A 21,667-nucleotide genomic window follows, 5' to 3' on the forward strand; every position below is an offset into this window, starting at 1 on the left:
AGAGGGATGGTGAGAACGGGGCGAATCAATAACAGCGCGGGTGCGCAACCGAACGCCTGCGTTCAGTGCACCAATGTCTCCACGCCGCGGCGATTACCCTGGCAGCATGATGGTTTTACCGGTGTTTTGCAATTCTCATCTACATTCTCATTTATACTGAAATTCAATTTCATTCTAATGACACAGGACTATGCGACACGAAAACCGTTTTCAAGGTTCCCAAAGCTACGTCGCCACCGACGATCTGAAACTGGCCGTCAATGCGGCATTGACGCTGCAACGCCCGCTTTTGATCAAAGGCGAGCCAGGCACCGGAAAAACCATGCTGGCGGAGGAAGTTGCCGCCGCGCTCGACATGCCGCTGCTGCAGTGGCACATCAAATCGACCACCAAGGCGCAGCAGGGCCTGTATGAATACGATGCGGTATCGCGCCTGCGCGACTCGCAACTGGGCGACGAGCGGGTGCGCGACATCCACAACTACATCGTCAAGGGCGTGCTGTGGCAGGCATTCACCGCCGAGCGCCCGGTAGTGCTGCTGATCGACGAGATCGACAAGGCCGACATCGAATTCCCCAACGATCTGCTGCGCGAACTCGACCGCATGGAGTTTTACGTCTATGAAACGCGCGAGATGGTGCGCGCGCTGCACCGGCCGCTGGTAATCATCACCTCGAACAATGAAAAGGAATTGCCGGATGCCTTTTTGCGCCGCTGCTTCTTCCACTACATCAAGTTCCCCGACAAGGACACGATGCAGCAAATCGTCGATGTGCACTTTCCAGTGCTGAAGAAGGATTTGCTGGCGCAAGCGCTGCAAACCTTTTATGAAGTGCGCGAGGTGCCGGGCCTGAAGAAAAAGCCGTCCACCTCGGAACTGCTGGACTGGCTCAAGCTGCTGCTGGCCGAAGACATTCCGGCCCACGCGCTGCACAGCCCGGATGCAAAGACGATCGTGCCGCCGCTGCATGGCGCACTGCTCAAAAACGAGCAGGACGTGCATCTGTTCGAACGGCTGGTCTATATGGCGCGCACCAACAGATAATAAAAATATGCTGGGTATGCACATTAATAGTGCTACTCACGCATAGATTACATACGAAAATAAAAATACACTATTCTGTATATTACATGCCCACACACATGCCAACGATCCTCGCAGGCCGGCACGCAACGCTGGAACGACTGGATCAAACCCATCACAACGGCTTGCAGCAGGCGGTGGCCGACGGCGAATTGTGGCGGCTCTGGTACACCGCCATCCCTGCTCCCGACGCCATGCGCCGCGAGATCGACCGCCGCCTGGCGCTGCAGGCCAGCGGCAGCATGTTGCCGTTCGCGGTCCGGCGCGCCGACAATGGCGCGCTGTGCGGCATGACCACCTACATGAACATCGATGCCGCCAACCGGCGGCTCGAGATCGGCTCCACCTGGTATGCGGCCAGCGCCCAGCGCACTGCCATCAATACCGAATGCAAGCTGATGCTGCTGACCCACGCGTTCGAAACCCTGGACTGCATCGCAGTCGAATTTCGCACCCACTGGATGAACCACGCCTCGCGCCACGCCATCGCCCGCCTGGGCGCCAAGCAGGATGGCGTGTTGCGCAACCACATGCGCATGGCCGACGGCTCGCTGCGCGACACCGTGGTGTTTTCAATCATCGCGTCCGAATGGGCGACCGTGAAGAGCCACCTGCTACACAAGCTCGGACGTTAAGGAACATTGTGCTAATTGATTTTTTCTTTACGCTGAAAGACGCCAAAATTCCGGTTTCGATCAAGGAATTCCTGCTACTGCTGGAAGCGCTGCAAAAAGGCGTGATCGGCACTTCGATCGACGATTTCTACTATCTGGCGCGCACCGTGCTGGTCAAGGATGAAGCGCATTACGACAAGTTCGACCAGGCGTTCGGGCTGTACTTCAAGGGCATCCACACGATTTTCGAGAAAAACCCCGAAATTCCGCTCGATTGGCTGATGAAACGAATCGAACGCGAATTAAGCCCGGAACAGAAAGCGGCGATCGAAAAATTCGGCTACGACAAGCTGATGGATAGGCTCAAAGAGTTGCTGAAGGAGCAGAAGGAACGCCACGAAGGCGGCAGCAAATGGATCGGCACCGGCGGCAAATCGCCGTTCGGCAATAGTGGCACCAACCCGGAAGGCATCCGCATCGGCGGCGAAAGCCGCAACCGTAGCGCGGTCAAGGTGTGGGAGGCGCGCGCCTATCGCGATTACGACGCCGAGCGCGAACTCGGCACCCGCAACATCAAGGTCGCGCTGCGGCGGCTGCGCAAATTCGCCCGCCAGGGCGCCGAGGAAGAACTGGCGCTGGACGCCACCATCCACGCCACCGCCAGCAACGCCGGCTACCTCGACATCAAGATGCAGCCGGAACGCAGGAACAATATCAAGGTGCTGATGCTGCTGGACGTCGGCGGCACCATGGACGACCACATCGCCCGCACCGAGGAACTGTTTTCCGCCGCCAGGACCGAATTCAAGAACATGGAATTCTTTTACTTCCACAACTGCGTCTACGATTACTTGTGGAAGAACAACCGCCGCCGCCACGCGGAGCGCTTCCCGACCTGGGACATCCTGCGCAAATATCCGGCCGACACCAAGCTGATCTTCGTCGGCGACGCCACCATGAGTCCGCATGAAATCCTGCGGGCGGGCGGCTCGGTCGAGTACAACAACGCCGAGGCCGGCGCCGCCTGGCTGCAGCGCTTCACCCACGCCTTCCCGAAATGCATCTGGCTTAATCCGGAACCGGAAGCCTTGTGGCAGTACCGCCAATCGGTCGCCATCATGCAGCAACTGATGAGCCACCGCATGTTTCCAGTCACCATCGACGGACTGGAGCGCGGCATGCGGCTGTTGAGTAAATAACCGTACTGCCAGATTCCTACCGCAGGTATTTCTGCAACGTCGCCAGCACCAGTTGCGCGCTTACCGGCTTATCCAGAAAGCCGCTGCAACCAGCCGCCTGCGCCTGCTGGCTATCGTAGAGAAACGGTTTTCCGCTCAGCAGGATGACGGCCGCCCCGTCCCCGTCCCGGCCATTCTTGATGGTGCGGCACAAGCGGTACGGCTCCACTCCCGGGGTGGCGGCATTGATCAGCACCACGGCGACATGATGCTGATTGCAATAATCCAGCGCGGCCTGCTCGGTGGCGACCCAGGCCACCGGTACCTGATGCGATGTCATCAACTCGGCGGTAAAGTCGCGAAACAGCGCATTCCTGTCGATGATCAAGACTCCGCCGTCGCGCCGCCTGCTTTTGCGCATGCGGATGTAGTCGATTGGATCGGTCAGGTCAATATCGACCCGGTAGCGCTGACGGCGCTCCGACACCGCCAGCAATGCCGCCGGATGCAGCCGCGCCAGCGCGCTGGCGCGTTTTTCAACCAGCACATCGAGCGCATCGAGCAGCCTGCGCCAGCGTATCGGCCGTGCCAGATGGGGATACGGCAGCGCGATCGCGGGCGCGCCAATCAGCAAGGCCGGACGGATATCGCTCGGCCCCAGGCTGGATAAAATCGCCAGCGCCTTCAAATCGTCGGCATTGGCAAAATACAGGTCGGGATCCTGCAAGCTATCCGGCTCCAGGCAGCAAAAAATATACTTGCCACCCGTGTGGACGGCCAGCGTAGCCTCCAGCATGCTCTCTTCCTGACTGGAAAAACCGATCAGGCGAATCGCAAGCTGCGGCACCGGGCTCAATTTGGTATTGTGATTTTGCATAATGGGCATCGAATGAAAACTGTGCGTACTGCAATTACATCTTGTGCAGCAGGCCAAACCAGGTACGAGGCCAGCCGCCAATTTCACCCTGTCGCGGGTATCAGGTTAAGCTGCTGCATTCCTTAGGGAATAGAATTATTCATTAAAATGATGCTGCACTGCATAATTCCGCAAGATAACATCTTAGCCCTTAAAAAGTATCGCCCAGAATGGCAACCAAACAATCCGAATACAACGAATCCTCCATCCGCGTGCTGAAAGGCCTGGAGCCGGTCAAGCAGCGCCCGGGCATGTACACCCGCACCGAAAACCCGCTGCACATCGTGCAGGAAGTGATCGACAATGCTTCCGACGAAGCGCTGGGCGGCTTCAGCAAGACGATCCTGGTCACCCTGAATGCCGACGGCAGCATCAGCGTCGAGGACGACGGCCGCGGCATCCCGGTCGGCTTGCACCCGGAAGAAAATGTGCCGACGGTCGAAATCGTCTTCACCCGGCTGCACGCCGGCGGCAAGTTCGACAAGGGCAGCGGCGGCGCGTATGCGTTTTCCGGCGGCCTGCACGGGGTCGGCGTCTCGGTCACCAACGCGCTGTCGTCGCGGCTGGAGATCACGGTCTGGCGCAAGGAAGACAACGGCAACGGCGTGCACCAGCTGGCCTTTGCCGACGGCGAGGTGATCGAACCTTTGAGCTCGCGCCCGGCTTTCCGCGAAGGCAAGAAATCCGGCACCAAGGTCACGGTCTGGCCGAACCCCAAGTATTTCGACTCGCCGAATATCGCGCTGGGCGACCTGCAGCGCCTGCTGCGCTCGAAAGCGGTGCTGCTGCCGGGCGTCAGGGTCACGCTGGCCAACGCCAAGACCGGCGACAGCCAGACCTGGCAATACGACCAGGGCCTGCGCGGCTATCTGCTGGAATCGCTGGCGCAAACTGCCAGCGGCGCAACGCTGATCCCGCTGTTCGAGGGTGCGCAGCATGCCACTGCCGACACCGAGGGTTTTGCCGAAGGCGAAGGCGCCAGCTGGGCGGTGGCCTGGACCGAGGACGGCAACGTGGTGCGCGAATCGTACGTCAACCTGATCCCGACCCCGGCCGGCGGCACCCACGAATCGGGCCTGCGCGAAGGCCTGTACGGCGCGGTGAAAAGCTTCGTCGACATGCATTCGCTGCTGCCGAAAGGCGTCAAGCTGCTGCCGGAAGACGTGTTCACGCGGGTTTCCTTCGTGCTCTCGGCCAAGGTGCTGGATCCGCAGTTCCAGGGCCAGATCAAGGAAAAACTAAACTCGCGCGATGCGGTCAAGCTGGTCGCCAGCTTCACCAAGCCGGCGCTGGAATTGTGGCTCAACGACCACGTCGAATACGGCCGCAAGCTGGCCGAACTGGTGATCAAGCAGGCGCAGTCGCGGCTGCGTTCGGCGCAGAAGGTCGAGAAACGCAAATCCTCCGGCGTGGCGGTGTTGCCGGGCAAGCTGACCGATTGCGAATCGTCCGACACCGCGCGCAATGAAATCTTCCTGGTCGAGGGCGATTCCGCCGGCGGCTCGGCCAAGATGGGGCGCGACAAGGAATTCCAGGCCATCCTGCCGCTGCGCGGCAAGGTGCTGAACTCCTGGGAAACCGAGCGCGACCGCCTGTTCGCCAACAACGAAATCCACGACATCGCAGTCGCGATCGGGGTCGATCCGCACGGCCGCAATGATGCAATCGACCTCAGCGGCCTGCGCTACGGCAAGATCTGCATCCTGTCGGACGCCGACGTCGACGGCTCGCACATCCAGGTGCTGCTGCTGACGCTGTTTTTCCGCCATTTCCCGCAACTGGTCGACCGCGGCCACATCTGCGTGGCGCGCCCGCCGCTGTTCCGCATCGATGCGCCGGCGCGCGGCAAGCGGCCGGCGCAGAAAATCTATGCGCTCGACAGCGGCGAACTGACAGCCATCGAGGACAAGCTGCGCAAGGAAGGCATCAAGGACGGCGCCTGGTCGATTGCGCGCTTCAAGGGCTTGGGCGAGATGAATGCCGAGCAGCTGTGGGAAACCACCATGAACCCCGACACCCGCCGCCTGCTGCCGATCACGCTCGGCGCCTTCGACGTGCCGGACTCCGAGGCGCGCTTCCACATGCTGATGGGCAAGGGCGAAGCCGCGTCGCGCCGGGCCTGGATCGAAGAGCACGGCAACGAAGCCGACGCGGATATCTGATAAATACATGGGGTATGGTGATTTTCGTGCCGTTTCCCGCATATATTCATTGCGGCAATGAAATATACCATCGCCAGTACATGGAACGTCTCCAGCCCTCTCCCGGCCTGGAAAACGGCGTCCGGGTTGGCGCCGCCGCCCTTTTTTGCGCGCCTTGCGCGTTTTCGCAGGCAGCACCCCAGCATCTAATTTGAAAAAACCATGACCGACCACACCACGCTACTTGAACCGGCCCCGGCCGACGACGATACCCTGACCCTGGCCACCTTCGCCGAACGCGCCTATCTCGACTACGCGATCTCGGTGGTCAAGGGCCGCGCGCTGCCGGATGTCTGCGACGGCCAGAAACCGGTGCAGCGCCGCATCCTGTTTGCCATGAACGAGCTGGGCCTGAACGCGGCCGCCAAGCCGCGCAAATCCGCCGCCGTGGTCGGCGACGTGCTGGGCAAGCTGCACCCGCACGGCGACCAGTCGGTGTACGACGCGCTGGTGCGGATGGCGCAGGATTTCTCGCTGCGCTACACGCTGATCGACGGCCAGGGCAATTTCGGCTCGCGCGACGGCGACGGCGCGGCGGCGATGCGCTACACCGAAGCGCGCCTGACGCCGATTGCCAGGCTGCTGCTGGACGAGATCGACATGGGCACCATCGATTTCCAGCCCAACTACGACGGCTCGACTGAAGAGCCGATGCTGCTGCCGGGCCGCCTGCCCTTCGTGCTGCTCAACGGCGCCTCCGGCATCGCGGTCGGGCTGGCGACCGAAATCCCGTCGCACAACCTGCAGGAAGTCGCGCGCGCCGCGGTGGCCCTGATCCGCAACCCGAAGCTGAGCCATGCCGAGCTGATGGAATGCATCCCCGGCCCGGATTTCCCCGGTGGCGGCCAGATCATCACCGGCCCGACGGTATTGTCCGAGATGTACCAGAGCGGGCGCGGCAGCATGAAGGTGCGGGCGCGCTGGGAGATCGAGGAACTGGCGCGCGGCCAGTGGCAGGCGGTGGTGACCGAACTGCCGCCCGGCACCTCCACCCAGAAAGTGCTGGAGGAAATCGAGGAGCTGACCAATCCGAAGCTCAAGACCGGCAAGAAGGCGCTGACGCCGGAACAGCTGAACCTGAAGCAGAGCATCCTCTCGGTGCTGGATACGGTGCGCGACGAATCCGGCCGCGAGGCGCCGGTGCGTCTGGTGCTGGAGCCGAAATCGCGGGCCCAGGACCAGGCCGCCTTCATGCAGACGCTGCTGGCGCACACTTCACTGGAAACCAGCGCCTCGCTGAACCTGGTGATGATCGGCGGCGACGGCCGGCCGCGCCAGAAAGCGCTGGGCGAGATCCTGCGCGAATGGATCGCCTTCCGTTTCGCCACCGTCACCCGCCGCACCGAACACCGCTTAAACAAGGTCGACGAACGCATCCACATCCTGGAAGGGCGGGAAGCGGTCCTGCTCAACATCGACAAGGTGATCCAGATCATCCGCGCCTCGGACGAGCCGAAGCCGGCGCTGATCAAAGCCTTTGCGCTGTCCGAGCGCCAGGCCGAGGACATCCTGGAAATCCGCCTGCGCCAGCTGGCGCGGCTGGAAGCGATCAAGATCCAGCAGGAACTGGCGACGCTGCGCAGCGAACGCGCCGGCCTGCAGGAACTGCTGGACAATCCGGCCGCCCTTAAAAAATGCATCATCCGGGAAATCGAGGCCGACGCCAGGCAGTTCGGCGAAGGTGCAGGAGACAAGCGTCGCACGCTGATCGAAGCGGCGGAAAAAGCGGTGATGGAACAGAAGGTGGTCGATGAGCCTGTCACCATCGTGATCTCCCAAAAAGGCTGGGTGCGCGTCCGCAGCGGCCACGGCCACGACGCCGCGCAATTCGCCTTCAAGGCCGGCGATGCGCTGCTGCGCACCTTCGAATGCCGTACCGTCGACAACCTGCTGGCGTTCGGCTCCAACGGCCGCGTCTACTCGGTGCCGGTGTCGGCGCTGCCGAACGCGCGCGGCGACGGCATGCCGATCACCACCTTCATCGACACCGCCAGCGGCAGCCGGGTGCTGCATTACTTCGCCGGTGCGGCGGATACGACGCTGCTGCTGGCCTCGGACGCCGGTTACGGCTTCACCGCGCAGGCCGGCGACATGGTCAGCCGCAACAAGGCCGGCAAGGCCTTCGTCACGCTGGAAGCCGGCGACACCCTGCTGCCGCCGGCCATCGTCGGCGGCGACGACAATGCGCTGGCCTGCCTGTCGGAACATGGCCGCCTGCTGGTGTTCGGCCTGGCCGAAATCAAGGCGCTGTCGAGCGGCGGGCGCGGCGTGATCCTGATGGGGCTGGACGAGCGGGAAAAACTGCTGGCGGCGCAGACCATCAATCAGCGGGGGCTGGTCGTCACCGGCATCGGCCGCGCCAACAAAACTCAAACCGTGGCGCTGACAGCCACCGCGCTCGCAGTCCATATTGCCAAGCGTGCGCGCAAGGGAAAAACGCTGGAGAGCAGAATCAAGCCGAGCGCATTAAGCGCAGCCTGATTGCGGCCAGGCCGCGACCAGTCCGGCGGTACAGGCTTGCCGCGCCTGCACTGCCGGCGCTACAACGCCCCCGTCTCCTTCAGGTAATGGCGCGCATAGCGGCCGTCGAGCCGCTCCAGCGGCAGCAGCAGGAACAAATCGGCGCAGTGGAAATCGGGGTCCCAGGCCGGCTCGCCGCAGACCCAGGCGCCGCTGCGCAGATAGCCTTTCAGCAACGGCGGCACCACCGGCGCGTGGCCGGCTTCGCGCTCCTCGGTCGGGAACGGCACATGCGGCGTGACCCGGTACTCGGGCGGCGCCAGATTGCGATCGTTCAGCGCGTGATACAACGCGGCCGCGTTATGGCCGCCGTCGGCCAGGCTGACGCTGGCGCAGCCGATCAGGTAATCGCAGCGTTCGCGCCGCATGTACGCGGCCAGCCCGGCCCACAGCAGCATGATCACGCCGCCGCTGCGGTAATCGGGATGGATGCAGGCGCGCCCGGCCTCGGCCATGCGGCCGCGCAAATGTTCGAGCCGGCTGAGGTCGAACTCCTGCTCGGAATAAAAACGCCCGATGCGCCGTGCCGCATCGGCGCTCAGCACGCGGTAAGTGCCGACCACCTTCAGGGTTTTGCTGTCGCGCACGATCAGGTGGTCGCAGAACGCGTCGAACTCGTCCTGGTCCAGCCCTTCCGGATTGGCCAGCGTGCTCAACCCCCTGGCCTTGATGAAAATCTTGTAGCGCAAGCGCTGTACTTCGCGCACCTCGGCCGGGGTGCTGGCAAGACTGAGCGCCAGCTTGGGAAACTGCGGATTGGCATCGGCAGTAATGGTCAGTAATCGCATGTTCGCCCCTGTATTGAAAACAGGCAGAGCGTAACTGCCGAATATTTCCGCGCCGTGACGGCCGCATGTCGATTGCGTGACATCCGCGCAGAAGGATTTGCAGCGCTGCACACGATAAAAATACAGCATTGTGTATTTTTAACAGCGCAGTAAAATCGGGAACAAAACAGTTATTCTGCCTTATACCCACCAATAAATACATTTACACGAACAAAAAAACCGGAGCGATTGCCCCGGTCCGATATTGCTGGCCTTGCTGCGAATGCATTATTCCGTGCCAAAATCCAGTGCGAACGCGAAGGCACGGTCGATTTAGGAGTGGATTACTTGTCCTTCTTCGGCCGCCCTGCCTTCAAGGGCGTCAGGTGCGCCAGTACGTCCTGCAATTGGGCCGTGTTCAGCTGATCGACCAGCACCACGCCGATGCGCAGCAATTCGCTTTTCTTGACATTGAAACCGGCCTTCAGCGATGCCTTCTTGACCTTGCCCAGGACTTCGTACTCCGTTTCCGGCATCGTGAAGCTATCCCTTACCAGCTTGGCTTTCTTGGCCTTTTCCTTGGCTGCGGCTGCCGGCTTTGCTGCGACCGGCTGCGCCGCCGTGTTTTTGGCGCTCTTGCGCACCACCGCTTTTTTCACTACGGCCTGCTTGGCGGCTGGCGGCCGGCCTACGCGCACCGTTTTTGCTGCGGCTGCCGGCTTGGGCGCTGCGGCCGCCCTGACCTTGGTTATCTTCACAGCACTGGCTGCAACAGGCGCCGGTTTGGCATCGGGAGTGGCGGCATGCTCTGATTTCGGGGCAGGATTTTTGTTCATTTTTCATACTCCGTTAAATAGTATAAATAATATATAAAATTTAATCGGCTGATGCAAGCACTCCATCATCAGCACTGCCGCAGCAACACGCCGGCGGCTTATGCATTGCTCTTGATGATGAAATCGACATCGACATCTTCCCAGCAGTTGATCTCCTTTTCCATCCAGTACGAAATGGTCGGATGGCTGGCAATCCAGTCCCGGCGCAGATCGAGTTCGATCCGGCTTTTCATCTTCAGGCGCAAGCTGCCCGGGTCCGGGTCGATGCGCGCATGCATGAAGATGACCGCCAGCCGCAGCGCCAGCACCGCCTTGGCCGCATCCGGATTGGCCAGCACGTCGCCGACCTTGCGCAGGTTGCCCTTGTGCGCCAGGATCAGGCGGCTCATCGATTTTTGCTCGCGGGTGGTGAAGCCGGGCAAATCGGCATGCTCGATCAGGTAAGCGCCGTGCTTGTGGTAATCGGTCTGCGACACTGCCAGCCCGACCTCGTGCAGCAGCGCGCTCCAGTAGAGTTGCTTGGCGAGGGCGTCGGAAGCCGGTTTCAGTTGCCGGTACAGCGCAACCGCGATGGCGGCGACGCTGTTGGCGCGTTTCTCCACCACATGAAAGCGCTGCAGGCAATCGCGCACGGCCTGTTCGCGCCGGTCGCGCCGGGTGGCGCGCAAGTACAGATCCCACATCACGCCCATGCGCAGCCCGGCCGCGATCGGCCGCATGCTGGCAATGCCCAGCTCCTGGATCACTCCGATCAGGATCGTCAGACCGCCCACCAGCACCGCAGCGCGCTCCGGCTTCAGGCCGACCAGATCGATTTTATCGACGCTGCCGAACGCAATCAGCCGCTGCCGCAACGCATCCAGGTTGGCAGGTGACAGTGCGCCATCGCCGAGGCCGTTCTTCAGGATCGCATCCGAAATCGCCCGCATGGTGCCGGACGAGCCGTAGGCAACCGACCAGTTATCGGGCTGATAAGGCGGCGCCGCATCCTCGAAATGGCTGCGCGCGGAAAGCGTCGCGGCGGCGAAAGTGGCGGCGTCGATGCGGCCGTCGGGGAAAAATGCCAGGCTTTGCTTGACGGTGCCGATGCCGAACGATTCGACATGCTCGATGTCGGAGCCGCGCCCCAGAATCAGCTCGGTGGAGCCGCCGCCGATGTCGAGCACCAGCCGCCGCTCGCTGGCTTGCGCTACCGAACAGGCGACGCCCATGTAAATCAGCCGTCCCTCCTCTTCGCCGGAGATGATCTCGATCGGATAGCCGACCGCCTGCTCCGCCAGCGGCAGAAATTCAGCTGCATTTTTCGCGACCCGAAAGGTATTGGTCGCCACCACTCTGACCGCCTGCAGCGGAAAGCTCGCCAATATGGCATTGAAGCGACGCAGGGTTTCTACCGCCCCCTGCATCGCCGTTTCAGTCAGAAAACCATTCTGGTCCAGCCCGGCCGCGAAGCGAATCGATTCGCGCGAACTCTTGACCACGCGTATCGTCTCGCCGTCATGCACGCCGATATGCAGGCGAAAACTATTCGAACCCAAATCCACTGCAGCAAACATGCAACCCTCTCGTATCCAATCGCCTACCGAACTCCGGCCCAGGATAAAACAGGCTGCAAAGACAGCAGCCATGTTGTGAACGACACGGAGTTCCAGCGGTATTTTTAGCGAAACAAAGCGTCAATATACAGCGATAACCTGCCCGGCCGGGCAGGTTATCGCCCACAATACGCACTGTAACCGCAGCGCATGACGATGTTATGACCGCCAGAGAAATTTTCGGTGCGCTTATTTCGTTGCCGACGGGTAAAAAAGTTGTTGCCCGTCAACCTTGAAGTCGGCAATTTTCTTTTGCCCTTCGGTCGAGGTGAGCCAGTTGATCAGCAGCATTGCGCCCTTGTAATTGATGTCCTTGTACTTGGCCGGGTTGACCGCAATGATGCCGTACGGGTTGAACATTTTCGGGTCGCCCTGCACCGCTACCGCCAGGCCGGTCTTGGCCCGGTACGCGCCGTAGGTTGCGCGGTCGGTCAGGGTATACGCCTGCATCTGGGCCGCCATGGTCAGGACTTCGCCCATCCCCAGGCCGGCCGAGACATAGGCCGGCGCCTGCGGCTTGACGCCGGCTTCCTTCCAGTAGTTTTTCTCCATCTGGTCGGTGCCGGAATTGTCGCCGCGCGAGATGAACCGAGCCTTGCTGTCGACGATCTTTCTCAACGCGCTAATCACGTCCCTGCTGCCGCGGATGCCGGCCGGGTCGCTTTCCGGACCGACGATCAGAAAATCGTTGTACATCACGTCGCGCCGGTTCACGCCGTGGCCGTCGGCGACGAACTTGTCTTCGGACGGGCGCGCATGCACCAGCGTCACATCGACATCGCCGTTTTTCGCCAACTCCAGCGCCTTGCCGGTGCCGACCGAAATCACGTGCACCCTGGCATGTGTCTCGGCCTCGAATTGCGGCAACAGATATCCCAGCAAACCGGAATTCTCGGTGCTGGTAGTGGTGGACAGCCTGATGACCTCCTGCGCTGCGGCAAGGTTGGCAAGCAGCGGCGCAATGGCAAGCACCAGGGAAAAACGCAAAATGCGACGGCGCAACATCGGACTCTCCTTAGAAAGGGTTTCGCGCTTATATTACGCACTGGCATCGCCCTCACCAATATGAAACAGATTACCTATGTTGCATCTCAAGCTCGATTACACCTTCAGCGCGACGCCGGTTGCCCGGAATCACCTCGGCAATCCGCTGTTCGAGATCCTGGCCGCCATCCACCGCACCGGCTCGATCTCGAAAACCGCGCAGGCGCTGGAACTGTCTTACCGCCACGTCTGGGGCGCGTTGAAGAACTGGGAGCAGACCCTGGGCGCCGAGATCATAGTGTGGGAGCGCGGCAAACGTGCGCGCCTGACGCCTTTCGGCGAAAAACTGCTGTTTGCCGAACAGCGCGCCAAGGCCCGCGTACTGCCGCAGATCGAGAACCTGATCGCCGACATGGAGCGCGAATTCGCGCTGGCGTTCGACCGCAACGCCTATGTGATTTCGCTGTTCGCCAGCCATGACCTGGTACTCAACCGCCTGCGCGACTTCATGGCGAGCGACGCCAAGCTGCATCTGGATCTGCAGTTTCGCGGCAGCATCGACAGCCTGGGCGCACTGGCGCGCGGCGAATGCCTGCTGGCCGGGTTTCACATCAGCGAAGACCGCGCGCGCGGCACGCTGACCCAGCAAACCTTCAAGAAGCTGCTGAAGCCCGGCAAGCACAAGCTGATCACCTTCCTCGGCCGCCAGCAGGGCTTGATGGTGGCTGCCGGCAATCCGAAGAAAATCGGCGGCATGGGCGACCTGCAGCGGCCCGGCGTGCGCTTCATCAACCGCGAAACCGGCTCCGGCACCCGGCTGGAGATCGAGCAATTGCTGGCCGCCGGCAAGATCGACCCGGCTACCGTCAACGGCTTCGAGCGCTGCGAGGCGACCCATTTGGCGGTGGCGGCGGCAGTCGCTTCCGGCCACGCCGACGCCGGCTTCGGCATCCGGGCCGCAGCGATGCAGTTCGGGCTCGACTTCATCCCGCTGATGCAGGAACAGTATTACCTGGCCTGCCTGAAGGAAACCCTGCGTGAACCAGCGATCGAAAAACTGCTGGCGCTACTGCAAAGCAATAGCTGGCGCCACATCATCGACGGCTTGCCGGGCTACGACGCCAGCAATGCGGGCAACATCGTTTCGCTGACGCAGGTGATGCCGTGGTATTCGTTCAAGGCTCAGAAGGAAATACAGAAAACAGGCAGTATTACAAAAAAGTAACACTTCACCACTTACGATCATTGCGGTAACAATTAATACTCCTTGCATCATGGATGACCAGCGCGCCGCCACTTGGCGGCGCGCTGTATCGGAACCGCGCATTTTTCAGTACGTTTAGCGTCCTGCCTTGAACTGCGTATAGGTGCGGGTAATGATGCGGCGAATGTCATTGCTGACGGCATCCGGAGCGACCATTTTCTTCATGTCGTCGCTGCTCAGGAACACCGTCTTGTTATTGGCGATTTCCTTCTTGACGAACTTCAGGCTGGCCAGGTTCGGATTGGCATAAGACAGCTTATTGGTCAGCGAAGCGGCCACTTCCGGGCGCATCGCGTAGTTGATGAATTTCAACGCATTCTCGGGATGCGGCGCATCCTTCGGAATTGCCATGGTATCGACGAACAGGGTGCTGCCGGTCTTCGGGATCAAGGCTTGCAGATTCACCCCCTTTTTGGCATCGATGGCGCGCTGGCGGGCGATGTTGATGTCGCCCGAATAGCCGAACACCAGGCAGATCGAACCGTTGGCCATGTCATTGATGTAGCTCGACGAGCTAAACAGGGTGACGTAAGGACGGATCTTCTTGAGCAGTGCGCCGGCTTCCTTGTAGTCGGCGGCCACTTTCGAATACGCGGGCTTGCCCAGGTAGTGCAGGGCCGGCGGCAGCATTTCGGACGGCGCATCGAGCACCGAAACCCCACAGGATTTCAGCTTGGACGCATATTTCGGATCAAACAGCAAATCCCAGCTGTTGTCCGGCATCGGCATGCTGCCTAGCGCCTTCTTGACCTTGTCGACATTGATGCCGAGCGTGGTAAACCCCCAGGCCCACGGCACCAGATGCTCATTCTTCGGATCGAGCGTGGCCAGCTGGGCCTGCAGCGCCGGATCGAGATTGACCAGATTCGGCAGCTTGCTCTTGTCGAGCTTGCGGAACAGCCCGGCTTCGAGCTGGATCTTGGCCCAATTCGAGGAAGGCACCACGATATCGTAGCCGGTCTTGCCGGCAACCAGCTTGGCGTGCAGGATTTCGTTGTTGTCGAAATTGTCGTAGCGTACCGTGATGCCGGTTTCCTTTTCAAAATTCTTGATGGTGTCGTCGGCGATGTAATCCGACCAGTTGTAGATATTCAGGATTTTTTCTTCCTCCGCCCTCGCCGTGCCGCAAGCCAGCACTGCCAGCGTCAGCATAGCCAGGCCGGCCATTCCTGCGATAGTATTGCGGCGGTACCCAAGCTGGAATTTACCGGCGCTTATCTTGTTGGCTGTCATGTTTGCTGTCATCACATTCCCCTGGTAGTTAACTTTCGCTTATTCACATTGTTTGTATACCCGGAACATAAAACCTTTTCCGGATCGAATCAATACTTGCAACAGGCTGCTGGCCGGCATTATCGGTGCGGCAGCGTGATGTTAGCAATTTTTGCAGCTGCCGCAGTCAATTTTCCGGGAGTCACGCAGGAAGTTACGCAACATGGCAACTGGCACGCGGCCAGTGGAAAGGCCCGGCAAAGCCACCGCACCCGGATGCGTTTCAACGCGGCCAGCGCGTCATCTGAAAAAAACCATCATGATGAGCCGCTTGCGCAGCCGGATCGGCACCGTTTTGCTCGCAATGCATCCTGTTTAAGCTATTTCGATTGAGTTTATTCCCGAGCAGTGGCTTAATCACGCTCACCTTCCCACTCATCATTGCCATGAACAGATCAAACCAGATCACTTTGCCGGTCGCAGCCTCGTACGTACTGACGGCGCTGGCGTTATTCATTGTCCTCAAGTCGGGCCTGCTGCTGGCGCTGTTTTCCGGCTTGCTGGTGCATTCGCTGGTGTATCTGGTGGCGCCCACGATCGCCCGGAAATTCAATACCTATCAGGCGCGCTGGATCGCGGTTGCCTTGCTGTCGGCGCTGATCGTGGCGGCCCTGTCGGCACTGATCTGGGCGATTCTTTCGTTCTTGCGCAGCGATACCGGCAATCTTTCCAGCCTGCTGCAAAAACTGGCCGACATCATCGAGGCATCGCGCGATCAGATGCCGGCCTGGGTGGGCGACCACGTACCGGCGGGCGTCGATGCGTTGCGCGCGCTGCTGACCAACTGGCTGCGCGAACACGCGGGCGAGGCAAAATTGGTGGGGCAGGAAGCCGGCCACATCATCGTCCATCTGCTGCTGGGCATGATCATCGGCAGCATGGTCGCGCTGCAGGATGCCACCACCCATGCGCGCTATCTGCCGTTTGCCGCCGCGCTGCACCAGCGGGCCGTCAATTTGCGCCAGATTTTCCAGAAAGTGGTGTTCGCCCAGGTGCGGATTTCGCTGATCAACACTTTTTTGACCGCCCTGTACCTGACGCTGGTGTTGCCGCTGGCCGGCGTGCATCTGCCGTTTACCAAGAGCATGATTGCCATAACCTTCATTGTCGGCCTGATACCGGTGGTCGGCAACATCGTGTCGAACACGGTGATCGTGATCGTGGCCTTGTCGCACGGCTTGCATACGGCGATTTCATCGCTGATCTTCATGATCGTGATTCACAAGCTGGAGTATTTCCTGAACGCCCGAATCATCGGCGCCCAGGTCAACGCCCGCTCATGGGAATTGCTGACCGCGATCCTGGTGATGGAAACGCTGTTCGGCCTGCAAGGCGTGGTCGCGGCCCCGGTGTTTTACGCCTACATCAAAAAGGAATTGCGCGATTGCGGCTGGGTCTAGTTGCCGTGCCGGGTTCTGTCTGGAATGAACACTGGCCCGTGTATTTTTTCACATCGCAGCAAAAATATGCGGAGATGACAGTATTTTTACTTATACTCCAGCACTTTCTGGAAAATGCAAATGCCGGCGCAAGCATGCTTCGGTTGCGCCGGCATGGTGTCATGACCGGCAGGCAGATCGGGCCATGACGCCCGCCCGGCTTATTTGGTAACGGTCACCAGCGTGCGCTGGCCGCCCTTGTAAGTGTAGATCGTCAGCGCGCCATTCTTGATGTCGCCCCTGGCATCGAAGGCGATGGTGCCGGACACCCCCTTGTAGCTGATCTTGGCCAGGAACGGCAGGTATTTTGCCGGCTCGACCGAATTCGCTTGCTGCATCGCGGCGATCATCGCGTTGGCGGCGTCGTAGGAATACGGCGAATAAATCTGCACTTCCTTGTCGAATTTTTTCTTGTAGGTGAGTTTGAATTTCTCCAGCGACTTCTTGTTGGCTTCGACCACGCCGCCCGCTTCCGCGCAATACACATGACCATCGCCTAACGCATCACCGGCCAGTTTGACGATCTCGCTGGTGCAGATGGCGTCGCCGCCGATGAACTTGGCATCGATGCCGAGCTGCTTCATCTGACGCAGCATCGGGCCGCCGACCGAATCGAGTCCGCCGAAGAAGATCACATCCGGCTTCTTGCCCTTGATCGCAGTCAGGATCGCATTGAAGTCGGTCGCCTTGTCGGTAGTGTACTGCTGCGAGACGATGTTTACGCTGGGCGACTGCTTTTTGGCGCCCTTGACGAATTCGGATGCCAGGCCCTGGCCGTAGGCGGTGCGGTCGTCGATCACCGCGATGTTTTTGGCTTTCAGGACATCGGTGGCGTAACGGCCGAGCGCACCGCCGAGCTGGCTGTCGTTGGCGACCACGCGAAAGGTCGTGTTGTAGCCTTGCTGGGTGTATTTCGGATTGGTCGCGGCAGGGGAAATCTGTGGAATGCCGGCCTCATAATAAATGCGCGAAGCGGGGATCGTGGTGCCGGAATTGAGGTGGCCGATGACGCCGTTGACTTTCGCATCGACCAGTTTTTGCGCCACTGTGGCGCCCTGCTTCGGATCGCCGGCATCGTCTTCGGCCAGCAATTCGAACTTGATCTTGTTGCCGCCGATGACGAGGTTTTTGGCATTCTGTTCGTCGAGCGCCATGCGCACACCGTTCTCAACGTCCTTGCCGATATGCGCGATGCCGCCGGTAATCGGCGCGACATGGCCGATCCTGACAGTTTGCTCTGCAGCGGCCGCACTGCCTGCGATAGCCAACGCCGCCGCACCCAATAATGGAATTACCTGTGTGTACTTCATGTATGTACTCGGTGGTTGAATAAAGCCACAGTCTACCTTCTTCGCCGGCCCCACGCTGCAGCATGTGGCAGAACAATCGCCCGGCAACCAGCCTAATCCGGCTCATCGTCTGCGATCAAGCAGCTGTTGCAAGAATTTCTGACCTGGTGCTGCCAGACATCCCGGAGGCAACGCGCCGGTGTGTTTGCAGTTATCCTTGATCGATCAGCGCTCCGGCGCTGAGCGCCGTTGCTTCCGGTTGAAGTCGTGGCGCAGGACCATCGTGGTCGAAGCAACCAAGCTGCTGAGCCCCAGTACGAATTGAACCAGGTTAGCGTCGGGAAAATGCCAGATCTGCGCGTTCGGCTGCGGCACGTTGGCGGCGGCGGCAATAACCGGCGCCGCCCACTGCGCATCCGGCGTCACGTCCAGCAGTGCATGGCCTTCCGATGTGGTGTGCAGATAAATGTCGCCGCCTTCCGCCAGCGAAAAGCAGACGCCGTAGCCGCCCGCATTGACATTGCGTATGCACTGCTGCAAGTCGCGATTGAAATTGTCGATCCAGGCTTCGGCTTCGACAGGTGTCAGCAAATGCATCCAGGCAACGGGTTTAGGCGACATCGAAGCCCGCATCCAGAATAGCCTGACGCATATGGGCGGCGCGGCGAACGCGCTCCTCATCGTTCATACCCGTTACCTTGAGCCGTGTGGTTTTCATTTTTTCAGTCCCGCTTCTTCACAACTCGATCAAGCAGTGCAGGCCTTCGCATCTGCACTGCCGATCAAAATCACGCCGGCTTCGGTCCTTTGCGATGCGGCTTGGGCTTGCTCTTGGCCGCATCAAACGGGCGCTTGGCAAAATCGCCCTTGGCCTTGAACGGCGGCTTGTCGCCGGCCATTTTTTCGCTGACCCGCCGGTCGCCGCCGCTCTTGGCGGCAAAAAATGGCGCTTTCTTGCCGACGGCTTTATCCGATCCATCCGGCTGCTCGCCATCGCGGCTGATGCGCAGCTGTTGTCCGGCCACCCATACGGTCTTCAGGTGGTCCAGCAACGGTTTCGGCATGTCGGCCGGCAGATCGAGCACGCTGTAATCGTCGTAGATTTCGATGCGTCCGATATGCTTGGAGTCGATTCCGGCCTCGTTGGCAATCGCACCGACGATATTGCCGGGTTTGACGCCGTGCGCATGGCCGACTTCGATGCGGAACGTCTGCTTGCCGGCGTCAGCCGGGCGCTCGATCCGTTCTTTCTTCGGGAAAGCCGGACGCTCCGCACGCTCAAAACGTGCACCGCGCTCCGGGTGATCGAACTTCGCCGCACGGACCGGCTTTTCATCGGACCAGGTGGACGCGGCTTGCGGCTCGCGCTGTTTTTTATCCAGCAGCAGCGGTATCTCGCCGCGCGCCATTTTCGCCAGCGCCGCTGCGATTTCAAGCGCCGGCACATTGTGTTCGCGCTCGTACTCCTCGATCAACGACGCGAAGATATCCAGCCCGCCGGCGGCCAGCGTCTCGCCGATCTGCTCCTTGAACTTGGCAATGCGCACGTCGTTGACCGCCTGGATGGTCGGCAATTCCAGCGGCGACACCGGCTGCCGGGTCGCGCGTTCGATCGCCTTCAGCAAATTCCGTTCGCGCGGGGTGATGAACAGGATCGCCTCGCCGCTGCGGCCGGCGCGGCCGGTACGGCCGATGCGATGGGTATAGCTTTCCGGATCGTGCGGCACGTCGTAATTGATCACGTGGCTGATGCGCTCGACATCCAGCCCGCGGGCGGCGACATCGGTGGCGACCAGGATATCGATCTTGCCGTCCTTCAGCTGGCCGATGGTGCGTTCGCGCTGCAGCTGCTGCATGTCGCCATTGATCGCCGCCGCAGAAAAACCGCGCGCCTGCAGTTTGCCGGCCAATTCTTCGGTGCCCAGTTTGGTGCGCGCAAAAATGATCATGCCGTCAAACGTTTCTGCCTCCAGAATCCGCGTCAGCGCATCGAGCTTGTGCATGCCGGACACCAGCCAATAGCGCTGGCGGATGTTGTCGGCGGTGCCGGTCTTGGCGGCGATCGTGACTTCGGCCGGCTGGCGCAGATAGGTTTGGGCGATGCGCTTGATGGCCGACGGCATGGTGGCCGAGAACAACGCTGTCTGGCGCGTCTCCGGGGTTTCCTGCAGAATCCGTTCGACGTCGTCGATGAAACCCATGCGCAGCATCTCGTCGGCCTCATCGAGCACCAGCGTCTTCAGCTGCGACAGATCGAGCGAGCCCTTGTCGAGGTGATCGATCACCCGGCCCGGCGTGCCGACCACCACGTGCACCCCGCGCCGCAAGGCGGACAGCTGCGGGCCGTAGCTCTGGCCGCCGTAGATCGGCAGCACATGAAAGCCGGGAATATGCGTGGCGTAGCGCTGGAATGCCTCGGCCACCTGAATCGCCAGTTCGCGCGTCGGCGCCAGTACCAGCGCCTGCGGCGCGGTCTGCTTGAGGTCGATGCGGGACAGGATCGGCAGCGCGAACGCGGCCGTCTTGCCGGTGCCGGTCTGGGCCTGGCCCAGCACGTCGCGGTGCTCCAGCAAGATCGGGATGGTGGCTGCCTGGATCGGCGACGGCGACTCGTAGCCGAGTTCCTGCAGCACGCGCAACAGCGCTTCGCTCAGGTGCAGATCGGAAAATAGGGAAATCGGTGTTTCGGGCATGGCGATACTCACAAGTTCGCTCGAATCGCACTATGCGAAAGAACGTGGGACGCAGTTTACTCCGTTGCGGCGCAACCTTCGGCACCTTCGCATCGATGCGCTGCGCCACCCGGCACGAACGATTCCGCAACTCAAGGATAATTCCGGGATATATGGCACAAATTGCAAATATACCCATGCATTCAATGCCATATAAAAAATACACTTTGCAGTATATTTTTACCGCCATGCCCCTGCTGGAATCGATGGCGCGCTCCAAACCCGGCGATCAGCAAAATATCAAGGCCATCATTGCGGCATCGTCAGCAACCATGACGAGCAAAGTTACAGACCAGAAAAGAAAAATGCCATGCAGGCGAACAAGTAGACATTTAAGCATGTGTGACAGGCGCTGAATGCATGCCCCTTCGCTGGCAGTGCGCGATGCGGCCACGCTTGCGCCGCCAATATCCGTACAAATAAAAAAAGACAGGCGAACCTGTCTTTTTTACCAACTGAACTAATTACTTAGGCGCGGCTTCTTTAGCATCGGCCTTGACTTTAGCGTCCGACGCTGCAGCCTTCGCTTTAACTGCCGTGCGATGCGCCTTCGCTTTGGTTTTCTTGGCGCCGACCTTAGCGTCCGTTACTTTTGCATCGGCCTTTGCATCAGTTTTCGCTTCCTTGGCATCGGCTTTAACGACAGCTTTCGTTTCTTTCACTTCGGTCTTGGCTGCTTTGACGGCCGGTGTAGCCGGCGCGGCCGGGGCTGCGGCTTGCGCAAAAACGGAAGTAGCGAACAGGCCGGCGATCAGAGCAGCAAGTAATTTATTCATTTGTATTCCTTTACGTTGTCTTAATTAACTCAGGCAATTCCTGAGGGCTTGAGCCAAAAACGACTGACGTAAGAGCTGCGTTGACGGCCATTACAACCGCTTACAATTCGATGATGCGCAAACAGCGACGGCTCCTGACGAGTGCGTCCTGCCGGGCGCTTCAAATGAAAAAAGGAAGCTATCAAGCTTCCTTTCATAAA

At 60.3% G+C, this 21,667-nt stretch carries 18 protein-coding genes; 8 read left to right on the top strand and 10 right to left on the bottom strand.

Annotated features, from left to right (window positions below):
* Positions 1-190 precede the first annotated feature (190 nt).
* From HMCN_RS0112435 to HMCN_RS0112445, 3 genes are all read left to right on the top strand, one after another.
* Positions 191-1,045, top strand: coding sequence for a MoxR family ATPase (locus HMCN_RS0112435; RefSeq protein WP_025917703.1), 855 nt, complete (start codon positions 191-193; stop codon positions 1,043-1,045).
* A gap of 98 nt (positions 1,046-1,143) precedes the next feature.
* Positions 1,144-1,719, top strand: a complete 576-nt coding sequence (locus tag HMCN_RS0112440; protein ID WP_238552153.1) for a GNAT family N-acetyltransferase — start codon at positions 1,144-1,146, stop codon at positions 1,717-1,719.
* 8 nt (positions 1,720-1,727) lie between these two features.
* Entirely contained in the window at positions 1,728-2,897 is a 1,170-nt protein-coding gene (locus tag HMCN_RS0112445) for a VWA domain-containing protein (RefSeq protein WP_025917705.1), read from the top strand.
* Positions 2,898-2,913: 16 nt separating this feature from the next.
* Here the strand turns inward: HMCN_RS0112445 and HMCN_RS0112450 are convergent, their stop codons facing one another.
* The gene (locus tag HMCN_RS0112450) at positions 2,914-3,753 is read right to left on the bottom strand and encodes a response regulator (RefSeq protein WP_025917706.1); all 840 of its coding nucleotides are present in this window, start codon (positions 3,751-3,753) and stop codon (positions 2,914-2,916) included.
* A 209-nt stretch (positions 3,754-3,962) separates the two neighbouring features.
* On the opposite strand from HMCN_RS0112450, the gene HMCN_RS0112455 reads away from it, so the two are divergent.
* Together HMCN_RS0112455 and parC are read left to right on the top strand one after the other, a co-directional pair.
* On the top strand, positions 3,963-5,954 hold the full coding sequence (locus HMCN_RS0112455) for a DNA topoisomerase IV subunit B (RefSeq protein WP_025917707.1): 1,992 nt from the start codon (positions 3,963-3,965) through the stop codon (positions 5,952-5,954).
* Positions 5,955-6,155: 201 nt separating this feature from the next.
* Positions 6,156-8,474, top strand: a complete 2,319-nt coding sequence (parC, locus tag HMCN_RS0112460; RefSeq protein ID WP_025917708.1) for a DNA topoisomerase IV subunit A — start codon at positions 6,156-6,158, stop codon at positions 8,472-8,474.
* 59 nt (positions 8,475-8,533) lie between these two features.
* Here the strand turns inward: parC and HMCN_RS0112465 are convergent, their stop codons facing one another.
* From HMCN_RS0112465 to HMCN_RS0112480, 4 genes are all read right to left on the bottom strand, one after another.
* Complete coding sequence (locus tag HMCN_RS0112465; RefSeq protein ID WP_025917709.1) at positions 8,534-9,301, bottom strand: GNAT family N-acetyltransferase; 768 nt, start codon at positions 9,299-9,301, stop codon at positions 8,534-8,536.
* A gap of 323 nt (positions 9,302-9,624) precedes the next feature.
* Complete coding sequence (locus tag HMCN_RS0112470) at positions 9,625-10,116, bottom strand: hypothetical protein (protein WP_025917710.1); 492 nt, start codon at positions 10,114-10,116, stop codon at positions 9,625-9,627.
* Between the two features lie 98 nt (positions 10,117-10,214).
* Positions 10,215-11,672 (bottom strand): Ppx/GppA phosphatase family protein, encoded by a 1,458-nt coding sequence (locus HMCN_RS0112475; protein ID WP_025917711.1) that lies wholly within the window; start codon positions 11,670-11,672, stop codon positions 10,215-10,217.
* 228 nt (positions 11,673-11,900) lie between these two features.
* Positions 11,901-12,716: a substrate-binding domain-containing protein gene (locus HMCN_RS0112480; protein ID WP_025917712.1), complete on the bottom strand. Its 816-nt coding sequence runs from the start codon at positions 12,714-12,716 to the stop codon at positions 11,901-11,903.
* A 76-nt stretch (positions 12,717-12,792) separates the two neighbouring features.
* Between HMCN_RS0112480 and HMCN_RS0112485 the strand changes: the two genes are divergently transcribed.
* Positions 12,793-13,920: a substrate-binding domain-containing protein gene (locus HMCN_RS0112485; protein WP_025917713.1), complete on the top strand. Its 1,128-nt coding sequence runs from the start codon at positions 12,793-12,795 to the stop codon at positions 13,918-13,920.
* Positions 13,921-14,034: 114 nt separating this feature from the next.
* On the opposite strand, the gene HMCN_RS0112490 is transcribed toward HMCN_RS0112485, so the two are convergent.
* A complete protein-coding gene (locus HMCN_RS0112490; protein WP_025917714.1) occupies positions 14,035-15,126 on the bottom strand; it encodes a polyamine ABC transporter substrate-binding protein in 1,092 nt (363 codons plus the stop codon).
* A 491-nt stretch (positions 15,127-15,617) separates the two neighbouring features.
* Between HMCN_RS0112490 and HMCN_RS0112500 the strand changes: the two genes are divergently transcribed.
* Positions 15,618-16,631 carry an AI-2E family transporter gene (locus HMCN_RS0112500; protein ID WP_025917716.1) on the top strand — a complete coding sequence of 338 codons (1,014 nt, stop codon included), beginning with the start codon at positions 15,618-15,620 and terminating at the stop codon, positions 16,629-16,631.
* 200 nt (positions 16,632-16,831) lie between these two features.
* On the opposite strand, the gene HMCN_RS0112505 is transcribed toward HMCN_RS0112500, so the two are convergent.
* From HMCN_RS0112505 to HMCN_RS0112520, 3 genes are all read right to left on the bottom strand, one after another.
* Positions 16,832-17,980, bottom strand: a complete 1,149-nt coding sequence (locus tag HMCN_RS0112505; protein ID WP_025917717.1) for a branched-chain amino acid ABC transporter substrate-binding protein — start codon at positions 17,978-17,980, stop codon at positions 16,832-16,834.
* Positions 17,981-18,184: 204 nt separating this feature from the next.
* On the bottom strand, positions 18,185-18,580 hold the full coding sequence (locus tag HMCN_RS0112510) for a hypothetical protein (RefSeq protein ID WP_238552156.1): 396 nt from the start codon (positions 18,578-18,580) through the stop codon (positions 18,185-18,187).
* Positions 18,581-18,747: 167 nt separating this feature from the next.
* Positions 18,748-20,652, bottom strand: coding sequence for a DEAD/DEAH box helicase (locus HMCN_RS0112520; protein ID WP_025917719.1), 1,905 nt, complete (start codon positions 20,650-20,652; stop codon positions 18,748-18,750).
* A gap of 32 nt (positions 20,653-20,684) precedes the next feature.
* Here HMCN_RS0112520 and HMCN_RS19370 point away from each other — a divergent pair, with 32 nt between their 5' ends.
* Positions 20,685-21,047: a hypothetical protein gene (locus tag HMCN_RS19370; protein WP_238552157.1), complete on the top strand. Its 363-nt coding sequence runs from the start codon at positions 20,685-20,687 to the stop codon at positions 21,045-21,047.
* A 108-nt stretch (positions 21,048-21,155) separates the two neighbouring features.
* On the opposite strand, the gene HMCN_RS0112525 is transcribed toward HMCN_RS19370, so the two are convergent.
* The gene (locus HMCN_RS0112525; RefSeq protein ID WP_025917720.1) at positions 21,156-21,467 is read right to left on the bottom strand and encodes a hypothetical protein; all 312 of its coding nucleotides are present in this window, start codon (positions 21,465-21,467) and stop codon (positions 21,156-21,158) included.
* Positions 21,468-21,667: the final 200 nt, after the last annotated feature.

Source organism: Herminiimonas sp. CN, from assembly GCF_000622895.1.
Lineage (GTDB): Bacteria > Pseudomonadota > Gammaproteobacteria > Burkholderiales > Burkholderiaceae_D > AVCC01.